A 12,431-nucleotide genomic window follows, 5' to 3' on the forward strand; every position below is an offset into this window, starting at 1 on the left:
GTTTTGAGAACTCAATGTATTATTAGAAAAGGATTAATTTCCCAATAATACGATTTGTAATTAATACAACGACAGACATCATCGTATTAAATACTATCAGCTTTCCAAATTGTTAAAGAACGGGCTAAAAAAAGCCAAAGATAATGGTTAGATTATCTTTGGCATCTCTTAATTGCATATGTCGACTCAAATTATTGAGAAGATGTAAATGGTGGAGCTATGCGGGATCGAACCGCAGACCTCCTGCGTGCAAGGCAGGCGCTCTCCCAGCTGAGCTATAGCCCCATTTACATGCAGTTGAGTTGGATATCAAGGTACCAATTATAGTAATTGGCGAAGCCAAATCGAATTTTAGCCAGTTAATTCAATGCGACGTTTAGTTCACTAAACGAGTATTTAATTAACGCAGATAAAATGAAGATTTGGTGGGTCAGAGTGGACTTGAACCACCGACCTCACCCTTATCAGGGGTGCGCTCTAACCAGCTGAGCTACAGACCCATTCTTTTTGGTTTTTTAACCGTTACTCAGCGTTGCTTTCGTCGTTCAATCGTCATGTAGTGTACTACACGTCCTCTTTCACTTCTCATGCGCCTTGATTAACAATCAAAATACTCAAAAATACCTTTCGATATCTTTCTCTTTCTTTCTATCAAGTAATCTGTGTGAACACTCAACAAACATTAAGTTAGTCGTATAGGTAAGGAGGTGATCCAGCCCCAGGTTCCCCTAGGGCTACCTTGTTACGACTTCACCCCAGTCATGAACCACACCGTGGTAAACGTCCTCCCGAAGGTTAGACTATCTACTTCTGGTGCAGCCCACTCCCATGGTGTGACGGGCGGTGTGTACAAGGCCCGGGAACGTATTCACCGTAGCATTCTGATCTACGATTACTAGCGATTCCGACTTCATGGAGTCGAGTTGCAGACTCCAATAGCACGTGTGTAGCCCTACTCGTAAGGGCCATGATGACTTGACGTCGTCCCCACCTTCCTCCGGTTTATCACCGGCAGTCTCCCTAGAGTTCCCACCATAACGTGCTGGCAAATAAGGATAGGGGTTGCGCTCGTTGCGGGACTTAACCCAACATTTCACAACACGAGCTGACGACAGCCATGCAGCACCTGTCTCAGAGTTCCCGAAGGCACTAAGCTATCTCTAGCGAATTCTCTGGATGTCAAGAGTAGGTAAGGTTCTTCGCGTTGCATCGAATTAAACCACATGCTCCACCGCTTGTGCGGGCCCCCGTCAATTCATTTGAGTTTTAACCTTGCGGCCGTACTCCCCAGGCGGTCTACTTAATGCGTTAGCTTGGGAGCCCAGTGCTCAAGGCACCAAACTCCGAGTAGACATCGTTTACGGCGTGGACTACCAGGGTATCTAATCCTGTTTGCTCCCCACGCTTTCGTACATGAGCGTCAGTCTTTGTCCAGGGGGCCGCCTTCGCCACCGGTATTCCTTCAGATCTCTACGCATTTCACCGCTACACCTGAAATTCTACCCCCCTCTACAAGACTCTAGTTCACCAGTTCCAAATGCAATTCCCAGGTTGAGCCCGGGGATTTCACATCTGGCTTAATGAACCGCCTGCGTACGCTTTACGCCCAGTAATTCCGATTAACGCTTGGACCCCTCGTATTACCGCGGCTGCTGGCACGAAGTTAGCCGGTCCTTCTTCTGTAGGTAACGTCACAGCTAACGGTTATTAACCGTTAACCTTTCCTCCCTACTGAAAGTGCTTTACAACCCGAAGGCCTTCTTCACACACGCGGCATGGCTGCATCAGGCTTTCGCCCATTGTGCAATATTCCCCACTGCTGCCTCCCGTAGGAGTCTGGGCCGTGTCTCAGTCCCAGTGTGGCTGATCATCCTCTCAGAACAGCTAGGGATCGTCGCCTTGGTGAGCCATTACCTCACCAACTAGCTAATCCCACCTAGGTTCATCCAATCGCGAAAGGCCCGWAGGTCCCCTCCTTTCCCCCGTAGGGCGTATGCGGTATTAGCAGTCRTTTCCAACTGTTATCCCCCTCGACTGGGCAGATCCCTAGGCATTACTCACCCGTCCGCCGCTCGTCAGCAAATTAGCAAGCTAATTCCTGTTACCGCTCGACTTGCATGTGTTAGGCCTGCCGCCAGCGTTCAATCTGAGCCATGATCAAACTCTTCAATTAAAGTTTGTTGAAACATTCACTCTTATAAATAAAAGTAAAGCTTCGGCTCAATGAATTCTGATTTCGATTTAAAGACTCGGAAGAATCTCTAAAACGTTTGTTACATATTGCTATGAACACTCATCGTTACATTGAGTAATAATTTTGATTGCATCATTCTTTACGAAAAAGAATGAGCAATTTCGATTAACTCAACACCTGTGAGTGTCCACACAGATTACTTGATAAATTGTTAAAGAGCGGACTCGGTAACTAGCGTTAAGACGCTGCGTTCCGTGTCAGTGGTGCGCATTATAGGGAAACTAAATTTTCGCGCAAGGGCTTTTATAAACTAATTGACAAATATCGATTCAAGTGCGTTTTTTTTAAGCGTATCGATTCAAAACCAAGCAATAAAGCTGTTTTATGGCGGTTTAATTGCTTTTAATCCCCGATTATAGCTTCTGTTCAATATAAGCTGGCACGTCTGCAATACTATTAATTAACCCAGTGACTCATTGGTAGCTGCTTAATCCATTACTTAAGTGCTTTTATTCGTTATCGCTGCTGACTGGTTATCCCAAAGCCATTTCATAGTTAATAACGGTCAGTTTTAGTTAATCTTAGATGCTAAGGCTATTTTTAGATTTTTATGTGCTCGCTCAAAATAGGTCGGTGAAGTATCAATGGCTTGCTTAAACAAACTTATCGCTTGTTCGTACTTTCCTTCTAGCATCAAAAAATAACCAAGATCATTCAAAGCATCGGCTGTTGTCATGGTTTGCTCAAAACTTGCCAGTGCCCTTCTGTAATTTCCTTGACGGATATATACAAGGCCTAAATTTGACCATGCTCGGGTAAAACTCGGATCTGCTCTTAGTGCTTGCTTGAGGTATGACTCTGCATTATCAAAGTCTCCCACAAGATAAAATGAATACCCTAAATTGGTAGCGATAATTGCTGATTGAGGTTGGAAAGCTAATATCAGTCTAAAATATGTTCTCGCAGCTTCATTGTTATTCTCTAGATCTTCTAATATCGCCAGCGCGTTATAGACCCTTAATGGTGATAGTTCATCTAAAGGGAGGAATTTAGCTGCAACCGACTTACTCTTAATCGATGATAGGCGCTGTTGATCAAGTAATACGGTTTTTTCAAGATGCTTTCTTGCTAACCTATATTGCCGTCTATCTATCTCGAGGATTCCAAGCTCTGCATTTGCTAATCTATGGTCAGGGTTAATTGTCAGCGCTTCGTTATATGCCTTTAATGCAATTTCTTTATTACCTTTAGCAACGTGTATTCGTGCGATTTGATAAAATGTGTCAGCATTTAGCTGATTGAAGTCTAGTGCTTGTATGTAAGCGTACAATGCTTTATCTAAATCACCAGAACGTTCTGCATCTTGAGCTTGATTAATCGCTTCCATTTCTGATTGTGGTGCTCCACCCACTGCAATCTGAGACTTCCCTTGATATAAATCTTCACGTTGCGGTTTTTTTGTTACTTCAAGATCATCATCTACTGATGCACAACCTACCAAAAAAAGGCTGCAACTAAACATTGCCAGCATGAAAAAATAATATAGATTACGTTTCATCATTGACATATAGCCCACTCCTTGCTGAACCTTGTGTAAGAAATATCGATATAACATTCATGTTAAAAGGCTTGCCCCCATACTTTCATTACTTTAAGTATCGCTGGGCCTACAGCGACAATAAAAAAGGATGGCCAGATACAAAACATCATCGGAAAAATCATTTTTACCGCCATTTTTGCAGCTTGCTCTTCTGCTTGTTGTAACCGCTTATCTCGATATTCTTCTGAAAACACTCTTAATGTCGCAGCAATCCCCGTACCTAAGCGCATACTTTGTGAGATTGCTGAGTTAAGGCCTTTAATATCTTCTAGACCTGTTCGTTCGGTAAATTCACTTAAAGCCACCTTAATCGTGAGACCTGCTCTAACTTTATTACACACTAACTCTAATTCACCGGATAAGTTGGGATGACTTAATGAGAGTTCACGAGCAACACGTTGCATTGCTGCTAATAGTCCTAAACCCGCTTCACAACATACCACTAGCAAATCAAGCGCATCAGGAAAGCCAACACGTAAAGAGCGCATACGTTTATTAGCTAAGTAGGTCAACACTAAAGAAGGCGCCAGAAAAAATCCTCCCATAATTAAACACACTAGGTAAATGCTAATTAATGTCGATAAATCTGGGAATAATTTCAAAACGGCAATAGAAAGTACTGCACCTATAAGTAACAGTAGTAAGCGTATGGCGCTGAAGACAGCCAATGCACTATCGGAATGCAGCCCTGCATGGATTAGCAGCCGTCTCGTTTCATTATTAGATAAGTTTAAAAATGGCACTTTACCTAATCGGCCAATGCCATGCTCTAAGGTTTTATTTACCTCATGACTTTCAGCCGCTGCAGCCTGATTATTACCCCCAGATATTTGTTGCAAACGTTTACGAACGGGTGAGTAAACACCGCTCACTAACAAAGAAATTGAAAGAGCAAAGGTAATACCTACTATTGCTGCAACAATGTAAATAGCCCACTCAACATGCTGAGGATTGTCAAATGTTTGATTAATAAGTCCAATTAAATAGTCCATATCACATATCAATCCTAATCAATTTACTGATCCAAAAGCCACCTATGGTCATCCCAATTGCGCCCCACATCAGCAAGCTCTTACCATCTTCAGTGCCGGTCAGCTCTCCTACATAGTCAGGAGTTTGTAAATAAATAACCGCAAATAATACAAACGGTAATAAAATTAAAATCCACGCAGATAAACGCCCCTCTGCCGACAATGTTCTTACTCGACGCCTAAACATAAAACGTTTACGGATCACCTGTGCCAAGTTATCAATATTCTCAGCTAGATTACCGCCGGTTTCTTTCTGCACCATAACGGCACTGGAGAACGCCATCGCCGAAACACTTGGTACTCGCTCAATGAAGCCAAGAATCGCCCTTTTGGTATCTTTACTGTAATTGATGTTGGCAAACATCAAGCTAAATTCTTTGGCTAATGGGCCTTCCATCTCTTCTGTAACCAGTTTTATCGCATCTGAAAACGAGTAACCGGCTTGTAAAGCGCGTCTTAATACATCAAGCGCATCCGGAAAACTTGCCTCTATCGCGTCCATTCTTTTTGCGATATCACGATTTAATTTCAAATAAAACAATAAAAATACTATGCATACAGCAAAAATAACCATTAGTGGCTGACGAAAATACCACCAACTTGCTAGCCCTATTGACGTTGCAACAAACAATGCTAAAAATAAAAATTGATGCCCTAACAGTCGATAATCGGCCAACTCGAGACGGTAACTTAAGTCTTCAATGAAACCTATGCTTTCTAAAGCTCGTCCCAGTTTGCCGACTTTACTTAACCGATTTTTTCTCAGTAAAGAAGTTTCAAGTACACCATCACCAGACTCTTGGGATAATTGCTGTAATCGTTTACGTACTTGGGCAGTATTTGCTCGTTGTGGACTATAGACAGGTAAAAATAACGCCTGAGAAAGAAAAATAACTGCGATAAAAATTAAACCTAAGAAAATAATTTCATTGGAAGGCATAAAAGACTCCTAAAAATTAGCGAATGGGTCACCGCAATTAAATAGCTTAAATGGCAGATCAATACCATGCTGCTTTAATTTAGAATGGAAGTTGGGCACAACACCTGTGGCATTAAAATGACCAATAATTTGACCTTGTTCATCAACGCCTTCACGTGAAAAGCGAAATATCTCTGACATGGTTATGATGTCGCCTTCCATACCATTGATTTCTTGGATACTTATCACCCTTCTGCGGCCATCTTCTTGCCTTTCAAGCTGTACAACCAAGTCAATTGCCGATGCTATTTGTGTCCTGATATTACTCACAGGCATATCAAATCCGGCCATACAAACCATATACTCCAACCTGCCGAGGGCATCTCGTGGGCTGTTGGCATGCAATGTTGTTAGTGAACCTTCGTGACCGGTATTCATTGCGGTCAGCATATCCAACGCTTCTCCACCACGCACCTCACCAATGACAATTCTGTCAGGGCGCATTCGAAGGCAATTTTTTACCAAGTCACGTTGGGTGATTTCGCCGCGACCTTCGATATTTTGTGGTCGAGTTTCTAAACGGACAGTATGCTCTTGCTGGAGTTGAAGTTCTGCTGAATCTTCAATGGTGACAATGCGTTCATTAGCTGGAATATAGCCCGAAAGCATATTCAGTAACGTGGTTTTACCGCTACCAGTACCGCCAGACACCAGTACATTTAATTTACCTTTAACTGCACCTTGTAATAACTCCACCATATCGGCAGTGATTGAACCAAACTCAATTAATTCAGGTGCGGTTAATTTATCCACTGCAAATCGACGTATAGACAGAGATGGGCCATCTAACGCTAGAGGCGGGATAATAGCATTAACCCTTGAGCCATCAGCGAGTCGAGCATCAACCATAGGGGATGATTCATCGATACGTCTACCGACGCTAGATACAATACGATCGATGATATTGAGCAGGTGAGCATCGCTATGAAACTTGATATTCACTTTTTCTAACTTACCTAGTCGTTCGACATAGACTCTGTCAAAGGAGTTAACCAAGATATCTGAGATAGTTGGATCGGCTAATAATGTTTCTAACGGGCCTAGCCCCAAGACTTCATCAATAATTAATTTTATTAATTTCTTTCTAGAGGTCAGATTGATTGGTACATGCAAATCATTAATAAGCCTTTCGCATATTTCACTAATTTGAACACGTGCTTGATCTGAAGAAACCGTTTCGATTAAAGACAGGTCCATTACGCTCAGTAATCTGTCATATAACTTAATCTTAAGTTGCTGCTCTTCAATAGTTAGTGGCTGATACACGTCAGTGCTAGTTAGACTCGTTTGATTATCCATACTTTAATTTCCCATTAAACGATCCCACAAACTCGATGATTTTTTTTGTAGATTACTGTTAGAAGGAATTAACTCTTGGGTTAATTTTTGCAAATCTAAATACATTCGTTGTTTTTTAGCAATTGATGTAATCGGTTTACCAATATCGACACATTCACTTGCTAACTTATAGTCATTCGCAACTACGGAAATCGAATCAATGCCAAGCGCTTTTTTTATATCATTTAACTTTATTTGCGTATTGGATTTATCATAACGATTAACAAGGATATGAATTCGGCTTCTTTCAATGCCGATAAGATTCACCAATTGCTGTATTAACGCATTGACTTCTCTGATAATAATCAGGTTTTGCTGGGCAACGACCAAAATCTCTGCATTGCGGAGTAATTCAATATTCCAATATTCTGGTCCACGAGAGTAATCTAAAATGACTTGTTGATGATGCTGCCTGCATTTGGTTAACAGGTCATACATGTTCTCTAATTTGATATCGTTATTTAAATTTAATAATGAAAACGGCGCAGCTGCTAATAAATGTAACGACCCGATGGATGTCATTGCGCTTTGTAATGCAACCTCATCAAGATCGTCTAACGCTTGTAATGCATCCGAAAGATAATAATTGGGTTCCACCCCAAGAATGTGGGCTAAGGCCCCGTGATGCAGATCTGTATCAAGAAGCGCCACATCAACATTACCAAGTTCTGCTGAAATGGCCGCTAAGCATGAGGATATAAAGCTCGCTCCTGAGCCCCCTTTACCATTTATCACAGCTAGAACGGGTGCTAGCTCTGCTTGATCACTTTGCTTTACTGCAATTTGCTTCAGTGCATTGAGTAATTCTACATCAGGAGCATCAAGAGGAATAAAATCGCTTACACCAAATTGAAATGCATGACGAAGCACATTTTGAGGAGTGTCTTGTCCCAATATAATGACATCGGTTTGATAACTGGAAGCACAAGCTAACACTTGTTTTGCTAACTCTTCGTCGTTAGGTATAACAAGTAATATCAAATTAAATGGCTTACCAGTGACATCGACATTTTTACTGCCGCTTAAATCTGACGTTTTTTCCCAGTTTAATTTGACACATTGTGTCAAATTAGCCTCTATCTGAGGTAAAAACGCCTTTTGTGCATTAATTAACAGCACATTAAGTGGCGAGGACATATAAAAATCCATTAAGTCACCTGCTTTTGAAGGAGCACTTGATGTTGTTGAAAACAATTCTAGTGGTTTTTCCATTTAATCAACCTTTGACTTACTTCTGTCAGTCATATATTTACTATAGTCGTTAATTTTATTAATAAAGTTATTTATTGACATACCGTCGTTCCTCCAGGAAATACACCAAGACTTTCCCGTGGAAGAATGGTGGTAAATACTGGTGAATTTAAGTTGATAGATAACCCAGGTATCCAAAAATTAAATTGATAATCTTTTATCTCAGCCTTTACCAGTTCAATATCAGCGCCGGTAACAGGGGTGCCAGTCCGCGATAAATAGCTAATATCAAGGTTAGCAGCTGATAAATTAGGCACTAACTTAGCACCGTTAAATAACGCTAAATTGTCGATATTGGTGATTGGCTGACAAACAATCGCCAGCCGCGCTGCTCGCCTCGATGCTTCTTGCAAAACACTATAGGTGTATAGCAACCTACCAACTTCTATCGCGCTAAACAGCAATAGAAAAAATACACCGGCAACAATGGCAAACTCAACAGAGTAGATCCCCTTGACACGTTTCATAATGCTGTCACCGCGTAATGAGTATTCAAATTAAAACTGAGATCGACATCATCACCAAAACCAAACGACACCAACTTCTCGCCGAATAATGGCTGCCAATCATAAGACACCGAAATCACTAACCTACGGCTTCCTGCTGGAGATTCTGTAATAGTAATATCGCTAGTTGTTAACCCGCTTAATTGAGGCGTTGTCCCTGTATTAGTAGAGCCATATACCAAGAGGTTTTTTGTTTCAGCAATGCAGTTCCCACATTCCGCATCAATAAACGGGTTTGGTAAATTGCTAGTCTGACGAGTGTCTGCATGGGCACCTAAATACACTCCGGCATCACGTACCAATTTTGTCAGGGTATTATATTGATATAAAAAGCGTCCTAATTCAGCCGTTGCAAAAATCAGTAACAACATAATAGGCAATAGAATTGTCATCTCTACTGCCGCTACCCCTTGTTGTGATAAACACTTCATAGCAATCTCCTAGGAATCAGGGCTATCGGGATCTCTATACAGCACAATGGTGTAATTGTTGCTGACAAAATTAGGGTCAACAGACGCATTACCAGTGCCAGGACATTCATTCACAAACTCACCCACTATGAACGACTCTTGACCACCATTGGCAACATCCTGAACCAAGAAAAAACAACCTATCGTTTTAACTTCTATATCGTTGCGTCCGTTAGTCATACCATCACAAACACCAATAACCACTGGCATTGCGCGGCGATTATTTGCGGCAATACTGTTATCAATACAACTATTGGTATCGGTATCAGCTTGGTATTGAGAATAGTTATAATATGCCGCTGTTGGATTACTGATATTGCCATCGCCGTCAAGATTAATTCGGTCGCCTTGACAAATATTCCTATCTCTTGGGTGATCGGTTGAGTTCAGCCCTCCCCCTTGCCATTCACCAAAGCGGGTATTGATACCTTGAGACACTGGGCCGACATTATTACCAGGCTCGGTAGGAACAATATCGCCCGCGCCAATACAAGAATTAGGGGAATACTCACCACCAAGGGATGAGCGCAGTACACTTGCACCTGTACCATCTAAAGCTAGAAGCTGAAAATTACCTGGGCCTATAGCAGGATCACTTGCTTGTGCCGAACCGGACTTCATGGCATATAAACTATTGGTTGCGATACCGTAAGGGGCAGGTACCGTTACGCCACTAGCATTTGTGGTCGTAAAATTAGGGTCATCATTAACTGCGCACACCAACAATGGCACCAACCTATTATTACAAACAATGTCGGTACTGCGCCCCGCCACTGCCGAAGCTCTGACCCGTTTATTAAAACTGAGTAACTGTGCGAAAAAATTATCTAATCCGACATCTTCGACTCTGACGCGGACATATTCACTGTCAGCATTTGCAACGGGGATAAAAGGATCTGGTAATAGAGAAAACTCGACGACAATATTCGTCGTTACCGCATTATTGCTGTAATTAGCTGGCGAGAAACTGATATTGGTTTCAAGTTCATTGTTTTCTTTAAATGCCATATTTTGTGACAACATACTCACTGCTGCTTGGCGGGCTTCAGCAAGCGTTGCGCCACCGTCAAGTGTCTTAGCAGCATGCAATGCCGATGCATCGACAGCATTTTGAAGCCGCCCTTTACTCAGCAGCAAATGACCGCCATCGAGTGCTAATGCCGCAACGGCCAATAATGAAAATAAGCCGATGGTAAACATCACTAAAATCGCACCGCATTGACGTCTTTTGTCACCTAAGGTTCGCTTAGAATAACAATGAGTCGTGCTATACATTGCAACCCCCAATACTTTTGACTAATCCATGATGATAGATGACGAGCCCATTTCTTTTGCACTAATGGGAGCTTCGCTACTTTGACGGTATTTGAGCATCACCTGACGACCATAATTGCCTTCAAGGCTTAATACCAAACCATCGTTTCGCTCTGAGGCGTCGGGATCAAGTATTTGGACATTTTTTAATTGGTGATAACTGTCATTCATAGTGAAATTATGGACACTCTCACAAGCAGATAAGAGCAAGACCATAGACAGCAATGCCAGCTTATTTATCAAGCTTGCTGTTACATTTAAGTTACTCATATTCAACGCTCCAATCTAAAGTGAATGCCCATACTTTTGTTGGGTACCACTGTTTTCAATTTTGACATTAGACATCACGGGTTCGTATGGCGTATCGACTTTCTGCTCAGGTTGCTTTTTGGTTGAAATCTTACCTAATAAGTAAAACTCCATATCTGATGGGGAAACAAAGCCATCTGTTGGCAGGGCGATATCCTTTTTATTAAAAGGTCTAACAAGCCGAGGGGTCACTAAAATAACTAATTCAGTTTGGCCACTTCGAAAACTTTTACTGGAAAAAAGTTGACCTAAAACAGGAACATCGCCTAGACCGGGCACCTTATCAATATTTTCACGTAAGGTGTCGCTGATAAGGCCACTGATGGCAATGGTTTGCCCATCAGCTAATTCAACCGTAGTAGCAGTGCTGCGCTTAACAAGTGACGGCACCACCATAATTGCCGAGGTATTACTACTCTGTATTGACACAGCGTTAGCATTACTGATTTCACTCACCACAACATTTAAATTTAGATTTATCTGACCAGAATCGAGAACCGTTGGGAGAAACTTAACCCCGACACCGAAATCACGATACTGAATGGTGGTACTGCCATCCCGATCGGGTACCGGAATAGGAAATTCGCCACCAGATAGAAACTCTGCTGTTTGACCGCTCATTGCCGTCACGTTGGGCTCGGCTAATACTTTGGCTAAACCATTTTGTTTGGCGACATCTAACGCAAAGTTCATTAGCAAATCATTATTAATGTATTGGGCAAAAAAGCCTTTACTGATGACGCCGCCAATACCGGTGTCGACAACACCTCCTCCGCCACCAACAACACCACCTGAAAGGTTATCCCCTTGATTAAAAATTAAAAACTTAGAGTCAAATTGACGGGCAACCTCTCGTTGAACTTCGGCAACAACCACCTCAAGCATCACTTGATGGCCTCCGCCAATCGTCATCATGTTCAGTACGGTACTTTTAGGTTTCCCTACTGTGGGGGCAGAATCTACATAGGCTTGCGCTAACTCAACTGCCGTATTCATTTTCTGTAAATTTGAGGCTTGCCCACTGAGTAATAGTTGGCCTTGTGAAGTTTGCACCGCTAGTTTCTCAGCAGGTAAAAACTCGTGTAATCGCAGCTTTAAACCATTCAAGTCATGGGTTACTTCAATATCCATTACATTGGTAAGTACTTCGTTTTTGCCCCAAACCATGATGTTGGTACTGCCCAGTTTTTTACCTAATACATACAGTTCATTTTTAGGTAGCAACTTTATATCGGCAATATCAGGGTTACCCACTGACACTCGATGAACTGATTTAGGCAATACCAATACTCGTGATTTAAAAATAGGGATCAGTTTTAGTTCTTTTTCACCATCAATTGGCCCACCAGCCTGCGCTGATTGATTCACCGATATAGAGATGACTACTATTAGTAGGCACCCTAGCTGCCAAAGCTTGCCCGTTAAATGCAGCATATCCG

General features: G+C 42.0%; 10 protein-coding genes, 2 tRNA genes and 1 rRNA gene. All 13 read right to left on the reverse strand.

Annotation, left to right across the window (positions count from 1 at the left end; all coding sequences use genetic code 11):
- Positions 1-209: 209 nt before the first annotated feature.
- Positions 210-285 (reverse strand) — tRNA-Ala (locus BM739_RS15435).
- 138 nt (positions 286-423) lie between these two features.
- Positions 424-500 (reverse strand) — tRNA-Ile (locus tag BM739_RS15440).
- A 200-nt stretch (positions 501-700) separates the two neighbouring features.
- A 16S ribosomal RNA gene (locus BM739_RS15445) occupies positions 701-2,173 on the reverse strand.
- A gap of 592 nt (positions 2,174-2,765) precedes the next feature.
- Positions 2,766-3,761 (reverse strand): lipopolysaccharide assembly protein LapB, encoded by a 996-nt coding sequence (locus tag BM739_RS15450; RefSeq protein WP_254843564.1) that lies wholly within the window; start codon positions 3,759-3,761, stop codon positions 2,766-2,768.
- Positions 3,762-3,814: 53 nt separating this feature from the next.
- Positions 3,815-4,786 (reverse strand): type II secretion system F family protein, encoded by a 972-nt coding sequence (locus BM739_RS15455; RefSeq protein ID WP_076542197.1) that lies wholly within the window; start codon positions 4,784-4,786, stop codon positions 3,815-3,817.
- Between the two features lies 1 nt (position 4,787).
- Positions 4,788-5,765 carry a type II secretion system F family protein gene (locus tag BM739_RS15460; protein ID WP_076542199.1) on the reverse strand — a complete coding sequence of 326 codons (978 nt, stop codon included), beginning with the start codon at positions 5,763-5,765 and terminating at the stop codon, positions 4,788-4,790.
- Positions 5,766-5,774: 9 nt separating this feature from the next.
- Positions 5,775-7,103 (reverse strand): CpaF family protein, encoded by a 1,329-nt coding sequence (locus BM739_RS15465; RefSeq protein ID WP_076542200.1) that lies wholly within the window; start codon positions 7,101-7,103, stop codon positions 5,775-5,777.
- 3 nt (positions 7,104-7,106) lie between these two features.
- The gene (locus BM739_RS15470) at positions 7,107-8,354 is read right to left on the reverse strand and encodes a pilus assembly protein CpaE (RefSeq protein WP_076542202.1); all 1,248 of its coding nucleotides are present in this window, start codon (positions 8,352-8,354) and stop codon (positions 7,107-7,109) included.
- A gap of 71 nt (positions 8,355-8,425) precedes the next feature.
- Positions 8,426-8,860 carry a TadE/TadG family type IV pilus assembly protein gene (locus tag BM739_RS15475; RefSeq protein ID WP_076542203.1) on the reverse strand — a complete coding sequence of 145 codons (435 nt, stop codon included), beginning with the start codon at positions 8,858-8,860 and terminating at the stop codon, positions 8,426-8,428.
- Positions 8,857-9,330, reverse strand: a complete 474-nt coding sequence (locus BM739_RS15480; protein ID WP_076542205.1) for a TadE/TadG family type IV pilus assembly protein — start codon at positions 9,328-9,330, stop codon at positions 8,857-8,859. Before BM739_RS15480 ends, BM739_RS15475 begins: the two co-directional genes overlap by 4 nt.
- Before the next feature lie 9 nt (positions 9,331-9,339).
- Positions 9,340-10,644: a pilus assembly protein TadG-related protein gene (locus BM739_RS15485; RefSeq protein WP_076542207.1), complete on the reverse strand. Its 1,305-nt coding sequence runs from the start codon at positions 10,642-10,644 to the stop codon at positions 9,340-9,342.
- Between the two features lie 21 nt (positions 10,645-10,665).
- Positions 10,666-10,953 carry a hypothetical protein gene (locus tag BM739_RS15490; RefSeq protein WP_076542209.1) on the reverse strand — a complete coding sequence of 96 codons (288 nt, stop codon included), beginning with the start codon at positions 10,951-10,953 and terminating at the stop codon, positions 10,666-10,668.
- A gap of 15 nt (positions 10,954-10,968) precedes the next feature.
- Positions 10,969-12,426: a type II and III secretion system protein family protein gene (locus BM739_RS15495; protein WP_076542211.1), complete on the reverse strand. Its 1,458-nt coding sequence runs from the start codon at positions 12,424-12,426 to the stop codon at positions 10,969-10,971.
- Positions 12,427-12,431 lie beyond the last annotated feature (5 nt).

Source organism: Shewanella sp. UCD-KL21, assembly GCF_001957135.1.
GTDB lineage: Bacteria > Pseudomonadota > Gammaproteobacteria > Enterobacterales > Shewanellaceae > Shewanella.